This is a genomic window from Bacillus sp. FJAT-45350 (assembly GCF_002335805.1).
Lineage (GTDB): Bacteria > Bacillota > Bacilli > Bacillales > NISU01 > FJAT-45350.
In genome coordinates, this window is sequence record NZ_NISU01000001.1 from 2,786,656 (window position 1) to 2,803,273 (window position 16,618).

At 35.6% G+C, this 16,618-nt stretch carries 13 protein-coding genes; 5 read left to right on the top strand and 8 right to left on the bottom strand.

From position 1 onward, the window contains the following. Positions 1–290: 290 nt before the first annotated feature. Positions 291–1,337, bottom strand: coding sequence for a fatty acid desaturase (locus tag CD003_RS14025; RefSeq protein ID WP_096201705.1), 1,047 nt, complete (start codon positions 1,335–1,337; stop codon positions 291–293). Positions 1,338–1,561: 224 nt separating this feature from the next. Further along, positions 1,562–3,325, bottom strand: a complete 1,764-nt coding sequence (locus tag CD003_RS14030) for a methyl-accepting chemotaxis protein (protein WP_096201706.1) — start codon at positions 3,323–3,325, stop codon at positions 1,562–1,564. Positions 3,326–3,660: 335 nt separating this feature from the next. Between CD003_RS14030 and CD003_RS14035 the strand changes: the two genes are divergently transcribed. Beyond that, entirely contained in the window at positions 3,661–4,230 is a 570-nt protein-coding gene (locus CD003_RS14035) for a LysM peptidoglycan-binding domain-containing protein (protein WP_179295558.1), read from the top strand. A gap of 174 nt (positions 4,231–4,404) precedes the next feature. Then, complete coding sequence (locus CD003_RS14040; protein ID WP_096201708.1) at positions 4,405–5,394, top strand: DMT family transporter; 990 nt, start codon at positions 4,405–4,407, stop codon at positions 5,392–5,394. A 148-nt stretch (positions 5,395–5,542) separates the two neighbouring features. On the opposite strand, the gene CD003_RS14045 is transcribed toward CD003_RS14040, so the two are convergent. From CD003_RS14045 to CD003_RS14055, 3 genes are read right to left on the bottom strand one after another with little or no spacing between them, the layout of a single operon-like run. Then, the gene (locus CD003_RS14045) at positions 5,543–6,670 is read right to left on the bottom strand and encodes a Ger(x)C family spore germination protein (RefSeq protein WP_096201709.1); all 1,128 of its coding nucleotides are present in this window, start codon (positions 6,668–6,670) and stop codon (positions 5,543–5,545) included. Positions 6,671–6,672: 2 nt separating this feature from the next. After that, complete coding sequence (locus CD003_RS14050) at positions 6,673–8,103, bottom strand: spore germination protein (protein WP_096201710.1); 1,431 nt, start codon at positions 8,101–8,103, stop codon at positions 6,673–6,675. Continuing rightward, a complete protein-coding gene (locus tag CD003_RS14055) occupies positions 8,100–9,182 on the bottom strand; it encodes an endospore germination permease (protein WP_096201711.1) in 1,083 nt (360 codons plus the stop codon). Before CD003_RS14055 ends, CD003_RS14050 begins: the two co-directional genes overlap by 4 nt. 326 nt (positions 9,183–9,508) lie before the next feature. Between CD003_RS14055 and CD003_RS14060 the strand changes: the two genes are divergently transcribed. The 3 genes from CD003_RS14060 (at position 9,509) to CD003_RS14070 (ending at position 13,003) form a co-directional block, all read left to right on the top strand. Continuing rightward, on the top strand, positions 9,509–9,937 hold the full coding sequence (locus tag CD003_RS14060; protein ID WP_096201712.1) for a MarR family winged helix-turn-helix transcriptional regulator: 429 nt from the start codon (positions 9,509–9,511) through the stop codon (positions 9,935–9,937). A 15-nt stretch (positions 9,938–9,952) separates the two neighbouring features. Then, positions 9,953–11,353 carry an MATE family efflux transporter gene (locus CD003_RS14065; protein WP_096201713.1) on the top strand — a complete coding sequence of 467 codons (1,401 nt, stop codon included), beginning with the start codon at positions 9,953–9,955 and terminating at the stop codon, positions 11,351–11,353. A gap of 318 nt (positions 11,354–11,671) precedes the next feature. Next, positions 11,672–13,003, top strand: coding sequence for a CitMHS family transporter (locus tag CD003_RS14070; RefSeq protein WP_096201714.1), 1,332 nt, complete (start codon positions 11,672–11,674; stop codon positions 13,001–13,003). A gap of 138 nt (positions 13,004–13,141) precedes the next feature. On the opposite strand, the gene CD003_RS14075 is transcribed toward CD003_RS14070, so the two are convergent. Genes CD003_RS14075 through CD003_RS14085 form a run of 3 tightly spaced genes read right to left on the bottom strand, consistent with a single transcriptional unit; the run spans position 13,142 to position 16,457 of the window. Beyond that, complete coding sequence (locus CD003_RS14075; protein ID WP_096201715.1) at positions 13,142–14,065, bottom strand: AEC family transporter; 924 nt, start codon at positions 14,063–14,065, stop codon at positions 13,142–13,144. A 39-nt stretch (positions 14,066–14,104) separates the two neighbouring features. After that, positions 14,105–14,815: a response regulator gene (locus CD003_RS14080; protein ID WP_096201716.1), complete on the bottom strand. Its 711-nt coding sequence runs from the start codon at positions 14,813–14,815 to the stop codon at positions 14,105–14,107. After that, positions 14,796–16,457: an ATP-binding protein gene (locus tag CD003_RS14085; protein WP_096201717.1), complete on the bottom strand. Its 1,662-nt coding sequence runs from the start codon at positions 16,455–16,457 to the stop codon at positions 14,796–14,798. Before CD003_RS14085 ends, CD003_RS14080 begins: the two co-directional genes overlap by 20 nt. Positions 16,458–16,618 lie beyond the last annotated feature (161 nt).

Here is a 16,618-nt window from a genome sequence, read left to right on the forward strand (position 1 = left end):
TCGTTCTAGAAATGAAATAACCCTCGTGTTTGTTGAATGAATTTAGGATTCGTTATTCGAAAGAATCCCCTAATTTAGAACGTTATTTTGACACAGGATCCTTTATTTCTTGAGAATCTTACAAAAACAACACTCTTCCACTCTATTAACGGAACCACTGTCCTTCAACTTCTGTAATCATTACATTTTCTATAATTAAAGGAACTGAAGTCGTTCCTTTTTATAAAGTAAAAAATCGCATGTGATTTCCCTTATGAAAACCCATGCGATTTTATTCAACTGTCTGTTAATTACTTTAAGCTTGCATGCCTTCTCTTAATTGCCAAATCTGATTTCGAATTAGGAAGCAGATGCTTAACATCTTTAAAGCTAACGAACGTCCTATTCTTCTCATCATATAAGCGAAAATGAATCGCTTTTAAGCTTGAGCCGATCGTAATTGTTGTTGCCTCTTGTAACGGAGGAGTAGATTCATGTACCTTCTCCAAATTATAGTTTGGAACTTTAGGACTTAAATGGTGAACATGATGGTAGCCAATGTTCCCTGTAAACCATTGCAATACTTTTGGAAGTTTATAATAAGAACTTCCGTCGATTGCCGCTTTTACATAATCCCATTCTTTTTCATCTTCAAAGTAAGCATCTTCAAATTGGTGCTGTACGTAGAATAACCAAATTCCAAGTAAGCCTGAAATAAATAGAATTGGCGCTTGAATAAGAAGAAACGCCTGCCAGCCAATTGCCCAAATTAATAATGAGTAGATAGCAACAATTGAAACATTTGTTACATACACGTTCAATCGTTCTTTCTTAGTCGGGTCTTTACGGTTGATACGATTTAAAACAAGTAACAGATAAATTGGCCCTAATCCAAACATAACTAAAGGATTACGATACAGACGATAAGACAGTCTTTCCTTAAATGAAGCATTCACATATTCATCTACAGTCATAATCGAAATATCACCAGTTCCACGCTTATCTAAGTTACCACTTGTTGCATGATGAATTGAGTGCTCACGTTTCCACTTTTCATAAGGAAATATCGTCAAAATACCGGTAATAGTACCGAGGATATTATTTGCTTTTTTATTTTTAAAGAACGAACCATGACAACAATCATGAAAAATAATAAAGATTCGAACGAGGAACCCTGCAGCTACAACTGAGCATGCCAGTGTTAACCAAATCGAAATTGAAAGACTTTGGTAGGCAAGAAACCATACTAAAATAAATGGAATAATTGTATTAAATACTTGTAATACGCTAGATTTTGTATCGGATTTCTCAAAAGGTTCAATGCCTTTTTTTAAATGGGTTAATTTTTGTTTACTCATGTTATCCCCCTTGAAAGAACTAATTAACTACATTATAAAAAAAGCTCATGCTTCAAAGTAGTCATGAACGTCAAGTGCCCGATATGACAAATGTCATATAACTTGGACTTTCTCCACATTAACAATGTACAGGTTGCCCTACATTTAACCAAAGAATACTAAGAAAACCATTTTTCTTCACTTAAAAACTGGCTCCACTATCATAGCGGGGCCAGTCAAAACGATTAAAGTTTAAATTGTCTAATTAAAGAGTTCAACTCATCACTTAATTCATTTAACGATTCTGCCTGTTCAGAGATAGTAGTAATTGCATCTATTTGTTCTTGGACTGAAGCTGTTGCTTCCTGTGACGATGCAGAAGTTGTTTCAGCCACAGCCGACATGTTTTGTACCCCAGTTAGTAGATGTTGAATGGAGCCATCAACTGACGCTATTGTTTGGCTACTCTGATTAACTGCTTTTACAATACTATTTAGTGTGTCTGAAATGGTGTTAAATTGTGTTTCTGTATCAGTAACTGCACTATTTAAGTTCTTTGAGATTTCCATAGTAGTCACCATTTCTCTCACACTAATTTGAGTCTCATTTTCAATCGATTGAATCATATGTTGTATTTCAGATGTTGCGTTGTTTGTTTCCTCAGCGAGCTTACGTACTTCGTCTGCTACAACTGCAAACCCTTTTCCGTGTTCTCCCGCTCTTGCTGCCTCTATACTTGCATTTAGCGCAAGTAAATTTGTTTGATTAGCAATTTGTTGAATGGTTGTTACGATTCCTGATATGTCATTTACACGGATACTTAACTGATTGACGGTTTTTTCTATCGTATTTAACGCATTATTAGACTGAGAGTTTGCTTGTTGTAACGTAAGTACTTGAGATTGACCGATTTGAATTGCTTGATTACTTTGATTAGTTATTTCGATAATGTCTTTATTTTGGTTTGTTAATTCCTTCATTGTATCTGCCACCGAAGCCGTTCCCTCATTCATATTCTCTATATCTGAAGCTTGGGTAACTGCTCCGTTTGTAATTTCGTTAATGGCACTTCCAATAACTTCACTAGAGGCAGAAGTTTCTTCTGATAATGCTGATAACTCAAGAGAGGCTTGAGATGTTTGTTGTCCTACTCCTTGTATATTCTCTACAAGAGTTTTCAGTTGTCCCGTCATTTGGTTAAACGCTTTGGCTGTTTGAGCGATCTCATCGAAGCCATTATAACGAACCTCTTCCATCGTCAAATTACCATTTGCTACTTCTGTTATAGATTTTGTAACAGTTTTTAAAGCTTGCAACTTCTTTCGCAGCAAGAAATAAATAATAACTCCAGCTAATAGAACAGTAGAAATCGAAATTACGATTGTGATTAACCCTAATGTCTGAATCGATTCATAAAATTCATCTTCGTAGGCACCTATTATAACTGACCAATCCCACGGTTCGAAATATGTAGCATAAGCAATTTTATTACTAGATTGTGTTTCGCCTGTTTTAGGAAATGGAAATTCATAAAATCGTTCTCCAACATCTTGCTTTATACTCGCTTCATACAAATCAGCTCCAAGAAACCTTCCATTTTCAGCTTGAAACTGTGACATATCCTGTCCAACAGGTAGAGACGGATGAACTTGTACGCTCGATTGGGAATCATAAGCAAATATGTATCCTTCATCACCATACGTAAAAGGTGATTTTGAATACTCATATAATAACCCTTCACTATTAGATGTACGTGGACCATTCAAATGTAACCGAGCTTGCTCTTGAGCTTGTTCCAACGTTAAATTTCCCTTTTGCACCTCACCATCTAATTGTTCCAAGAGAGGAATTGCCGTCTCGACTAGATGCATTAAGTTCATTTCACCGCTAGCTTTTAATTCTTTTTGAGCAACCCAGTAGCTAGTTCCTCCTAATACTGCAGATACTAGTAGTATAAGCGCTGTTGTAATGACAATAATCTGAGTAAATAAATTTTTCCTGAATGACATGGATAAAGCTCCTTTTCTATTAATGTAAATTATTATTCTTTAGCTACATATTCCTCGGTTTTTTACTTAAGAAATCTACTACTACCATGACAAAATTCGCATAATACCTAAACATCTAGTTTATTTAACATTTTGTAAATTCATTATAATATACTATCTTCCAATAATGTAGAATTTTCTTCATATTCAATATAAAAACGTTAGAAACTCCTCTATAAGAGTGACTACATACACCTTTTTTATCAGGATAAATAGTAATCTGTCGAAACATGTTTAAAAATCTACAAAAGTGGTATCTAATAAATATACCGTTACTACTAAAGGAGGAGTTAAACATGAAGAAAGCCACAAGAATAATCACACCTATCCTAGGAGTCGGATTAGTCTTTGGGGCTATCGGCGTATCAGCATCCGAAACAGTAACAGTAGAAAGAGGAGATACGTATTGGGGACTAGCTCAAGGCTATAACAACGTATCAGTTGAGGAGTTAATCGGGGCAAATGATTATCATCCAAATGAACTTCAAACTGGTGTAGAACTAACAATTCCTACTAATGAGGATACTACTTCAAATGATGAAGTAGTAACACATGTGATTCAACCAGGTAACACCCTTGCAGAAATTGCTGAAGCCTACGATGGTGTCACCGTAGACGAATTAATTAGACTAAATCCAGGGATTAACCCTTATGAATTAACCGTTGGGTCGGAAATTTTAGTCGCTACAAATGGGAATGAACATGGTGAAGATTACGTGTATCACACAGTTCAGCCTGGTAACACCTATTATGAAATTGCCAATGCATATGACGGTGTTAGTGTAGATGACTTACGAGAAGCTAACCCTAATATAGACCCGTATGAGTTACCTATTGGCTACCAAATAATTATTCCGATAAACTAGTATTCTACTAAAAAAACTCCTGTATCAAAGACGATACAGGAGTTTTTTTATGTTTCCCTGAATGGAGTAGTTTGTGGTTCTTATTCAAATTATTTGATTATTTAGATGCAGTTTATTTATTTTATCTACGAATAAGGATTATAATGAGACTGTCAAAAATAGGAGGTGACTACTTTGAAGGAAATAGCAATCGGTATCTTAGCATCTATGTTTTTTGCCGTTACGTTTATTTTAAATCGCTCAATGGAGCTTTCTGGAGGAAGCTGGGTTTGGAGTTCATCATTACGATTCCTCTTCATGGTTCCCTTCTTATTTCTAATTGTTCTTTTCAGAAAAAACGTCAAACAAGTATTTCAAGAAATGCTTAAACACCCCTTTCAGTGGTTCTTATGGAGCACGGTTGGATTCGTTCTATTTTATGCCCCTATTACATATGCAGCGGCTTATGGTCCTGGGTGGCTCATCGCCGGAACATGGCAACTAACAATTATTGCTGGAGTATTGTTAGGGCCATTATTTTTTGAAACGATACAATCTAAAAACGGACCAATGAAGGTGAGACATAAAATTCAGCTTCGTGCTCTTTTTATCTCCCTCCTTATATTGGTTGGTGTGTTGCTTATTCAATTACAGCACGCAGAGGCTTTAACACTTAATATGGTTCTCGTTGGTATTCTACCTGTCGTTATTGCTGCGTTCGCCTACCCATTAGGAAACCGAAAAATGATGGAAATTTGCGATGGAAGATTAGATACGTTCCAACGAGTACTTGGTATGACACTAGCGACTATTCCAGTTTGGCTAGTCATCGGAGCATACGGTATTGTCAGTGTAGGGCCACCTTCTTCTGACCAAGTCGTACAATCTTTTATTGTAGCGATTTGTTCTGGTGTTATCGCAACCACATTATTTTTTATAGCAACTGATAGAGTGAGAGAAAACCATGGAAAATTAGCAGCAGTCGAAGCTACACAATCTATCCAGGTGTTATTTGTTATTATTGGGGAAGTCTTACTACTATCAAGCCCTCTACCAAGCGGATTGGCAATGGTAGGTATTTTAATTATTATGTTAGGGATGCTGTTGCATAGCTACTATTCACAAAAGATAGCTACCAAAAAGATACAACTGCCTCCAGTGATAAAAAGTGAGCAAAAACTGTAGATAAAGTAGGCAAGGAGCTTCAGTCGTAAATAACTGAAAGCTCCTTTTTATTTCTTGCGCCTTTTTCTTATATTTATTTAGTAAAAACAATGGCCATTGGCTAATCAATCGCGATGTAGGCTTGTCGAGTTTACTCACCTGAATTCACCTATTTATTTTTAAATGCTCCACCATGCAGTAAACTAATATCAACTGTAATATCAGCTAGTGTAACCTCTTCAAATAACTCGGTTACGTCTTTCCAATTTTTATTATGTTCCCTATATAGTTGATGCTCAATATTAAAAAAATCTGTTTCATTTTCAACTCCCAACTCATATAAACCTTTCATTTGCTCCCTTATACTTTCCTCTGTTTTCTTCTCCATTTCCTGAAGATGGTCCAAACTTAATAGGTTACCTACACTTCCTTCAGCATCCATCACAACGTCAAATTGAAATTTTTCATTATGGCGTTTTAAGACAACTTCTGTTTTTGGGTTTTCAATTACTGCTAGAAAATCCGGCTTCTCCTTATCAGGAACCAATATCGAGGCACGCATGGTATCCGGTTCTAGCCAGCGTAGTCCCGCTAATTGTTCTAGTGTATAAAAGCCTTTATATTGTTTGTTTTGAATGAAATATGCCCCCTCCAGAGCTAACTTAACTTCATTTTCATTGTTTTTAGACCATTGTGTATCATTAATTGCCAAGGAAGGTACATATGTTGTTCGCCCTGGTTCAAAAACCTCTCTAGCAAATTCATGTAATTTTATTGGCCTTACCATTGAACTTTGCTCATGTATTCTCATTGGATTGTGCAAAAGAGTTTCTAATGCAGATTGATTAAAGAAGCCAAAAGTAGATAATACATCCTCTAGCGGTTCCTTCGTTGCAAAAATCCACGGTGTTAATCGAAATTCATAATATCTCGTAATCCCATCATAAATATGTTCAAACCCTTCTTGTAATGCTGCTTCACTAAGTAAAATAGCTGAAATATGTGCCCATACAAACCTTGTCTGCCCGGTTTGATACACTTCAAAGAAAGCATCAATAAATGTTGACCCAGTTGATTCTGACACCAAAACTTGAGGACTTGTGACACCTCCTTCTGTCTTAGCCACCGAATTAAAATCAACCATTTGTATATAAATATTGTATTTCCCATCCTTATAATCTACACCTATCGCCGTTGCATAATTTAAATTTTGGATTTCCTTTATATCCATTTTACAACCAGTGAAAAATACTAATATAATCACACTGCAGCAAATTCCTTTGACTAACCTATTCATGATTACCTTCTCCTTTTATTAAGCATCGTTGATGTGTAATTCTTCCTATTAAAAGGATTGGTCATGAATGCCTTAAGAAAGTCTTTATAATTTATTGATGAAATTGGCTCAAGGTATGCAAGTTTAAACGATTCTAATTGAGACAAGTAAATAACAATACTTAACAAACTAATAAAAAATCCATATACCCCCAAAAATGTTGCGATAAGCATAGAGTAAGCACGTAAGATAGTAACAGTCCCTGTCAAAGATTGATTAACTAATGTATATGTTGCAACTAATGATAAAGCAATTGTAACAAGTAAAGTAGGAGAAGCAATTCCCGCTCGAATAGCTGCATCACCTATAATTAGCCCACCAACAATCGAAATTGTTTGTCCTATCGCTGTCGGTAAACGAATTCCTGCCTCCTTAAGAAGCTCAAATAATATTAAAATAAAAAACGCTTCTAAAGGTAGTGACAATGGTAAGCCTTCTCTAGAAATAACAATCGTTGCTAATAAAGAAAAAGGAAGTTGGTCCAAGTTCACATTTGTTACCGCAATATAAATCCCGGGTAAAAAGATCGCAACTTGTAACCCCACTATCCTTAATAGTCGTTGGAGGGCTACAATATGAAAAGGAAAGTGAACATCTTCCGGGGACTTAAGCAAAGCCAAAATATTAATCGGACCAATTAAAATCATAGGAGAGCCATCGACTATGATTAAGAAGCGTCCACGTAACAAAGATTCAACCGCAAAGTCTGGACGAGTAATGTAATCAAAATGAGGAAAGAGAGAAAAAGAACGGTCGGCAATCCATTGTTCTAACTGACCAGCACTAATGAGGCTTTCTGTTTCTATCTTCTCTATTCGCTTTCGAACTTCTTCTATTGTGTCACTATTACTTTTATCACCAAGGTATAACAAAGAAACCTTCGTCTGACTAAGTGAGCCTACATCAAATGTTTCATTGTAGAGCTTAACTGTCTTTAATCTTTTCCGGATAAGAGAGACATTCACATTGACTTCCTCTGTAAATCCATCTCTCGGGCCTTTTAATGAAACTTCTGTTTTTGATTCCTCTGGCTTTCTTTGAGGTATTTCAGCAATATCGACACTATAGAAAAAAGAATCCTCTTCTTTATAAAAAATTAAAAAACCTGAAAATAATTTTTCCGTCATAGCTTCCATTGTAGAAATTCTACTTATAGGAGGTAAATGATTCGTGCCCGTTTCGCTATCACCGCTAATATAGGCTAGTACGACATGAAAGTATTCGTTAAGCTGAACTGTATCTGACATCCCCTCGCAATAAAAAGCCGTCATATTAGTGTAGTTATCAGTTGAAACAAATGTAATATCAGAATGTAGTTTAAGATACTGTTTTATTTCCTCTTCATTTAGCAGCCCATTTTGTAATGATTTTTCCAGTTGTTGATTTTTCTTCATGCGCTATGAGTTCCTTTCTTTACTGGCAAATAACTAATAATGACTAGAAGCAAAGTAACACATATTCCAAACAGTAAAACAGAAGGATAAAAGTAGTTAATTAGTATCGTTTGGATCCATATATCACTTATATGAATAAGCATCCCTACCGCAAGAACGGTTGCAAACAGTATAATTATGGCTCTTTTTACCTTAATCGATTGAACCTTCATTACATCTGGAAGCAAATAGAAACATAAAGATACCCTAATAATCGCTCCTGATATTAGTTGAAAAACTGCTAGAGCATCGACATGGGAGATATGCTCTCCAATTGATACTAACCTCCATTGTTCAAACGCAGGGAATCGTAAGTCTGCTGCAACAAATGGACCAAACGCTGTTATTGAACCGATCGTAGGACCAATTACAAGCCCCATCAAAAATGTGACAAGAAGAAATAAATACAAATATGAGACCGGTTTCTTAAAATACTGCTGAAGCAAGAAAAGAAGTAAAAGGTCTACACTCCCCCCTAATATGATGACAACCCCTTTACTAATAGATGCTTCGTCGTCAGCTAATATGGGGAAAAGATAGGAATAATCTTTTCCATCCATTGTAGAAAAGGCAACGAAATGACCTAGTGCCCAAACAATAGGTAATAGCAGTGCAGATGTATAGACAATTGTCTTTATACTAGTTGAAGCCGCCCAAATAGATAATAAAAGAAAAGGAATTACAACTACCCACGTTGGTGTTAATGGTAGAAAGTATATTTTTACAGAGACTATAAAATCGAAAAATGCAATAAAGGCAATCAGGATGATATACGCCATAAATAAAAAAATAATTATCTTTGACACTACCTTACCTGCTCTAAATTCAATCCAAGTAGATAGAGGTTGTCTCTGTTTATTCCGCGAAAAAATAAATGAATAAACCCCTATCCAGAGTAAAAGAACGCCGTAACTTATTAACACACATAACCAAGCATCACGCTTTGCCGCACCTAGTAGGTGAGGAACGATTAACACATGATTGGAAATTCCGATAAACAAAAGAAGTACAAAGAGTATTTGAATTCTAGAGAAAGTCATATAAGACCACCAATTTTATTTGTTTCTGCTATTATTTGTATACCCTTCATATCTATTCCTCATATTTTTTGCTGTAAAAAGGTTTTCTCCAGATCAAATGAATTTTTTTGAATGACTGTGACGCCCCACTCAATAAAACAAGGCTAAGATTTGACATAACACCACATTCTCATACAATGCTACCACTCTTTCCCGCTTCGGATATTTCTCATTGATTTCTAAGCATTTGAAATATTAGCAGACTAATAATTTCAGACAATACTAGTTGCGTTATTATACTATTTTCTGTAAAATAACGTAAGGTAATTACTTAGGAGGCTAACTAAATGGAGCGGGCTATAGATAATAGAGTGGGATACAATATTGGAATTGTAGGACACTTAATTCAAAACCTTTATAATGAAAAGTTGAGTGATCATGGATTAACTGTTGCCCAAGCAAAAGTAATTTATTTACTTAACTGTCATGGAACTCAACTTCAAGTTGACCTTCAGAAGAGTCTCTATATTAAAGCTTCTACAATGAACGGAATCATAGACTCTATGTTAAAAAAGGGCTTAATCGAGAAACAGGATAATGAGATTGATCGCCGAAGCAAAACTATTACTCTTACAGAAAAAGGGAGAAAACTTGAAGAAACACTTTGGATAGAAATGGGCCATGTTGAGAAGAAATTAACAGAAGGCTTTACTACAGAAGAACAACAAGTCCTAATTATTTGGTTAAAAAAATTAGCACATAATTTACAGTCATAGAACGGAGGAACAACCTTGAGTCAGAAATTTCAAAGCGAACGACTAGGAACGGAGCCAATACCTAAACTATTAAAAAGCCTATCTATTCCAGCTATTATTGGTATGGTCGTTATGGCTATTTACAACGTTGCAGATACAATTTTCATCTCCTATGCAGTTGGAATTACAGCCGTAGCAGGTGTGACAATCGCCTTTCCGTTAATGATGATTATGATGGCGATATCCGCTGCAATGGGAATAGGTGGAGCTTCCGTTATTTCACGGATGCTTGGAGCAAAAAAAGAAAAAGAAGCTAATAAAGTATTCGGAAATGTTGTTACAATGATATTCCTATTAAGTATTATTGGATTCATTGGTGCATTTACCTTTCTTGAACCTGTGTTACGATTATTTGGTGCGACTCCTGAAGTTCTACCATATGCAGTGGAATATATGTTTCCTATTATGTTAGGAACCTTATTTTTCACATTTGCTTTTTCAATTAATAATATCGTTCGGTCTGAAGGGAACGCTCGATTTGCCATGATCACGATGGTAGTTCCAGCCGTATTAAATATTATTTTAGATCCAATTTTTATTTTCGTATTAGATATGGGTGTTCGTGGTGCTGCTATTGCTACTGTAATTTCACAAGCAACCGTGTTTATTGTGCTAATTCAATACTTTCTTTCAGGAAAAAGTAGTTTATCTATCACCCCAGCTGACTTAAAACTTAAGTTTAGTGTTGTGAAAGAAGTAACTGTTGTTGGTCTACCTGCCTTCGTTCAACAAGCTACGGGAAGTCTAATGATGATTGCTATTAATGCTATGCTTATCCGATTTGGAACAGATTTCTATGTAGGGGTATTTGGAATTATCCAGAGAATTATTATGCTCTCATTCATGCCTATGGCTGGGATTATGCAAGGAATGATGCCAATAGTCGGCTATAATTATGGCGCGGGAAATATAGCTCGCTTACGAGAGACAGTTATGCTTAGTCTCAAGGCTGTTTCAATAATAGCAGTTGCTGTTTTTGTTATCGTAATGCTTTTCCCACATTATCTAATGAGAGCATTCACTACTGATGTGGCAGTTATTGAAGCCGGGGCAGATTCTATGCGCGTCATGTTCGCCGCTGTATTTTTAATTGGAATTCAAATTGTGAGTGGTGGGCTATTCCAGGCGTTAGGAAAGGCAAAACTAGCCTTAATCTTAACATTATCAAGACAATTTTTATTTTTAATCCCACTAGTCTTGATATTGCCTCATTTCATCGGTGTAAAAGGCGTGTGGCTCGCATTTCCGATAGCTGATGCATTATCCTTTGTATTGGCAACCTACCTTCTATACAGGCATCGAGGTACTTTCTTTGTGGATTTAGGTAATCATACTGAAACTAAGGAAATAGATAACGCAACAGCCCAAAATGGCTAAGAAAAACGCCAGAGCGCTTCATTTACTAATCTCGTCGTTATGTAATACATTTTCAATAAGCTAGGTCCTACCGGAGTTTTCAGGTAAGGCCTAGCTTTTTCTATGAACTGCCATTTGAACAATATGAACAAAATAAACTTATTACGCATTATTTAGTTTATTCTCATAATCTATCTCCTCTATTTCTTGTATGGTAAATTATTAAACATATCAGAAAACTTCAAAAAAGAGTTATATGCTTACTGGTTTTGAAAGCGTTTTATTTTACCGGTTTCTTATAAATTCTTTTAGCTTTTTCATAAGGAAGGGGAGAAATTAATGCTTAGTATCATAGGATTTGTAACGATTTTAACTATTGTCATATTACTTTTGAAAGGACGTATATCTCCAATTATTGGGCTTGTACTAGTTCCAATCATTGGGGCATTAATTGCCGGATTTGGTATCGCAGAAATTGGTGTTTTTTTCAGTGAAGGTATAGATAGAGTTATCAATGTCGTCATAATGTTTATCTTTGCTATTCTCTTTTTTGGAATTATGCAAGATGCTGGACTCTTTGATCCTATTATTAATAAAATGATTGCAATTTCAAAAGGAAATGTTGTTGCCGTTGCAGCTGGTACGGTCATCATTGCTGCAATTGCACACCTAGATGGTTCTGGAGCATCAACTTTTCTCATAACAATACCTGCATTATTACCCTTATATAAGCGATTAAAAATGAGCCCATACCTATTACTTTTATTAGTAGGTACAAGTGCAAGTATTCTAAATATGCTTCCATGGGCTGGCCCACTTGGACGGACAGCTGCGGTACTTGGAATGGACCCTACAGAATTATGGAGACCACTTATTCCATTACAAGTCATCGCCCTTATTATCTTAGTTGGTATGGCTGTAATTCTAGGATTACGTGAAAAAAGAAGGATAGCTATAAAAAATGAAACAGAAAATGCCTATTCCGAGGTAGCTGCTTCAGAGGAAACTATCGAAAACAATTCATACAAACAAGAAAAGGACCAATCATTAGAGCGTCCAAAATTATTATGGGTTAACTTATTGTTAACGTTAGGTATGATCGGAATGCTAGTTTGGGGTATCATTCCTGCTGGATTTATCTTTATGATTGCCCTAAGTATCGCGTTACCTTTAAATTATCCTAAAGTAAGTGACCAAATGGAACGTATAAAAGCACATGCACCGAACGCTCTTCTAATGGCTAGTATCATTTTAGCAGCAGGTTCTTTCTTAGGAATTTTAAGTGGCACAGGTATGTTAGATTCAATTGCTGTCGATATGGTAAAAATACTACCAGTATTTATCATACCATACTTACATCTTATTATCGGTGCCCTTGGTGTACCTTTCGAGTTAATCTTAAACACTGATGCCTATTACTTTGCCTTACTCCCTGTAGTAGAGCAGATAGTGACAAGTCATGGAGTAGATACGTACTCTGCAGCTTATGCTATGATTATTGGTAATATTATAGGAACATTTGTCAGTCCATTTTCACCAGCTCTTTGGTTAGCTCTAGGGCTAGCAGGATGTGAAATGGGGAAACATATCCGTTATTCTATATTTTGGGTATGGGGTTTTAGTTTAGTCTTAATGCTTGTAGCAATTGTCTTAGGAATTATTGTACTATAAGAAAAATACGTTAGTGTCTTCTTAACAGCAATTCGCAAAGCCATTGCCCTCTTCGCCTAATCCATTATAGTTTATAAAAAACAAAACCTTCATTTGAGATTATCCACTCAAATGAAGGTTTTATATATTAAGAGAGTTCTAGAAAAGCAATTGCGCTATAAATACAACAATCGCTACAGTTACACTACTTAGCAATGTTGAAATGAGTACCGTTTGAGCTGCCAACTCAGGATGGTTATTAAACTCTAAAGCAAACTGCGCACTGTTACGAGATGAAGGATACGAGCTAGCGATAAACAACGCCTGTGCAACGATCCCTTCTATTCCAAATAAAAATATTAGTCCTAACGCTATCGCTGGCGCAACCAGTAATCTTCCAATACAACTTAAAACTATTACTCTATGAATCTTTCTAATTTTAATGTATGCAACCTGGGCACCTAGAATTAATAGAGCAATCCCAATAAAGGCATCCGAAACATTCTGAATCGGTTGCCATAAGAACTGAGGGATGTTTACATTCAATGACTGTAACACTACCCCTAGTAGTAACGCGTATAATATTGGTACCTTTAAAAATTCAGAAATAACCTTAAGCCCTTGGTTATTTACTGAAACTGAATTTATTAGTCCATATGTGAAAGTCACAAAGGTTTGGATAAGCGTTACAATGATTTGAACCGTCATACCTAAAGGATTTTGTTGGAATACAAGTTGACTGACCGGTAAGCCATAGTTTGCCGAGTTAAGTAACACAACACTATTTTTAAACATTGCTGACATGCCTTTATCTAATCTAAATACTTTGACTAGTAGTGAACAAATGACCATCATGATAATTACTAAAACAAGTTGATAACTTATTACTTCTAATAAAATCTGACCATCAATATTACTTTCATAAACATTGACAAAGCAAATTGTTGGTAATAAATAATACGTAATAATTTTTGATAACGTTCGTAGATCAAAGTTAAACTTCCGATGTAAATAAGCACCTGCCCCTATAAGGAGGAAGACTGGTGTAATTACATTAAGTATAATGACTACAAAAAGCTCCATTCCAATCAGTCCTGTCTTAAGCTCATATGCTTCTGATGCTTACTTGATAAGATAGCGACGTTCAGGCCTTCCAACATCACCATATATTAATTCAGCCTTTACTTGCTCAATTGCGACTAGATACTCTAAATAACGTCTTGCTGTTGAACGGCTCGCTCCAATTTCTTTACTTAACTCCACTGCTGTAAATCCTTCACTATCATTATCCTTTAGTACAAGAATAATTTTTTCGAGCGTCAATCGGTCAATCCCCTTCGGAAGCTCTGATCCTATTTGGTCTTTTTCAACAAGAATCTGGGGGAATCCCCCCATCATTGTGTCGAGCTCTTCCTGTGTCATTTCTTGCTTACTTCGGAATAGCTTTTGTTTTTCTACATACCTTTGGAGAGTTTTCTTTAACCTTTCAAAATCCACTGGTTTAATAATGTAATCTAAAATTCCCCCACGAAATGTACGTTCAATTGTATCTACTTCATTTGCAGCAGTTATCATAATAATCTCAATATCATTATATTTTTTACGTATCTCCCACATTAATTCCAATCCTTGTACATCAGGAATGTATACATCTAATAAAACCAGATTAGGTAATTCGTTGTGTGCTCGTTCGAGATAAGAAAGTGCATCTTTACCAGTATGAACAACTCCAACAACCTGAAAGCCCTCAACCTGTTCAACGAATTGTTTATTAATATTGGCTACTCGAAAATCATCCTCGATAATAAACACATTAAATGGTTTTCTCTTCATTATTGTCACCTTCTACCCCTTTCTTAGGTATAGCTAATATAAAGCAAGCACCACCTAAATCACTTGATTCAAGCGACAAAGAACCATCGAGTTCTTTAAGCGTTTCATGAACTAAAAATAATCCTATCCCTCGATGTGAACCTTCCTTCGTTGTATAACCTTTATCAAAGACTTTCTCTTCATTAATAGGTGATATGCCACGTCCGTTATCATCGATTTCAAATATAATTTCATGCCCAATATCAGTAAAGAAAATGTTAACCTTATGCTCTCCTTTTATCTCTAGCACAGCATCATAAGCATTCTCCAGTAGATTTCCTAGTATTGTTACCAATCCATCCCTTTGCTTCTCTGTAAGAGGAGTTAATAATTCACTAGTAGAATCAATCGTCATCGTTATTCCAAGCTCATGAGCACGGTTTAATTTACCGAGCAACACAGCACTCACATACGAATCTGTTACACTATGAATTAAAAAGTGAATCCACTGTTGTTGCTTCTTACTTTCTTTATTTATAAACTCAATTGCTTCTGATATTTGATTAAGTTGCAATAACCCTGAAATTGTATTTAGTTTATTAGAAAACTCATGTGTTTGAACCCTAAGTGCTTCTGAGTATTGCTTAACCTTAGATAGTTCTTTAGCAAGTCTTTCAATTTCCGTCCGGTTTCGAAATGTTGAAACAGCTCCGATTATTCTTTCCTCATAATATATTGGTACTCGGTTCACAATATATCTCTCCTCATTCACCCATAATTCTTGGTTAAATTGACTTGAACCTGTATTTAATACTTCCATTATTTGAGTATGAGGTAATAAATCCTTAATGTGTTGACCTATTCCTTGGCCATCATCTACATTTAATACTTGTTGTGCGGTGTGATTGTACATGGTCACATATCCTTCTTTATCAACCGCAATAATCGCCTCATGAATCGACTGAAATACTTTTTCCCTTTCCTGATAAAGCTGACCGATCTCTTCTGGCTCAAGTCCTAGAATTGATTTCTTCACATGGAGAGAGATTAACGTAGCTCCAATAACCCCTAGGATAATGCATAAAATTATCCAAAACCATATATCTGCCACGTAGGTACCAATCGTCATTTCCACATCATCTAGTAAAAAGCCGACTGAGACAACACCTATAATTTGCCCATCATTTGAGAAAATCGGTACTTTCCCTCGTATCGAAGGACCAAGTGAACCTATTGCCTCCGATATATAGGACTCACCCAAAAATAAAGCTCGTTCATTGTCATCCCCTACCATAACCTTTCCAATTCGTTCTTCAACTGGGTGAGAATAACGTACTCCTTCTCTATTACCAATGACAATAAATTCAGATCCTGTTTTTAATCGTATCGCTTCTACAATTGGCTGAATTTGGTCAGTTGGATTTTCAGTATAAAATGCTTCTATCACTTCAGGAATTTCAGATACTGCTTGTGCTACATTAAGGGCTCTAATTCCTATTTGTTCACTAACAGTTTCAGAATACTTTGTATTTGAATAAATTCCTAAGAAGATTAACATTAATACAATTAATGAACAAATAAGTACAATCATTTTTGTAAGTAACGTTACACGATAAGATGGTATTTTATTTAATAGATGAAACTTCTTCTCATATTGTTTCATAAGTTATCCCCTTTTGTTTACAATGATCAAAGTTCATCTTAATTATTAAATTTATCTGAACAAATACAAGCAATAAACATTCTGATGATAAGTTTTATTTTGTTCATTTTGTTCACGATTGATGTTCTACTGTAAAAAGTTGAAATATCGGCTTTGACTAC

Bases quoted from the DNA above. Each gene is read 5' to 3' on its own strand.
- CD003_RS14060 (WP_096201712.1), top strand. From the start codon at position 9,509: ATGGAGCGGGCTATAGATAATAGAGTGGGATACAATATTGGAATTGTA.
- CD003_RS14035 (WP_179295558.1), top strand. From the start codon at position 3,661: ATGAAGAAAGCCACAAGAATAATCACACCTATCCTAGGAGTCGGATTA.
- CD003_RS14025 (WP_096201705.1), bottom strand. From the start codon at position 1,337: ATGAGTAAACAAAAATTAACCCATTTAAAAAAAGGCATTGAACCTTTT.
- CD003_RS14030 (WP_096201706.1), bottom strand. From the start codon at position 3,325: ATGTCATTCAGGAAAAATTTATTTACTCAGATTATTGTCATTACAACA.
- CD003_RS14070 (WP_096201714.1), top strand. From the start codon at position 11,672: ATGCTTAGTATCATAGGATTTGTAACGATTTTAACTATTGTCATATTA.
- CD003_RS14045 (WP_096201709.1), bottom strand. From the start codon at position 6,670: ATGAATAGGTTAGTCAAAGGAATTTGCTGCAGTGTGATTATATTAGTA.
- CD003_RS14075 (WP_096201715.1), bottom strand. From the start codon at position 14,065: ATGGAGCTTTTTGTAGTCATTATACTTAATGTAATTACACCAGTCTTC.
- CD003_RS14055 (WP_096201711.1), bottom strand. From the start codon at position 9,182: ATGACTTTCTCTAGAATTCAAATACTCTTTGTACTTCTTTTGTTTATC.
- CD003_RS14085 (WP_096201717.1), bottom strand. From the start codon at position 16,457: ATGAAACAATATGAGAAGAAGTTTCATCTATTAAATAAAATACCATCT.
- CD003_RS14050 (WP_096201710.1), bottom strand. From the start codon at position 8,103: ATGAAGAAAAATCAACAACTGGAAAAATCATTACAAAATGGGCTGCTA.
- CD003_RS14080 (WP_096201716.1), bottom strand. From the start codon at position 14,815: ATGAAGAGAAAACCATTTAATGTGTTTATTATCGAGGATGATTTTCGA.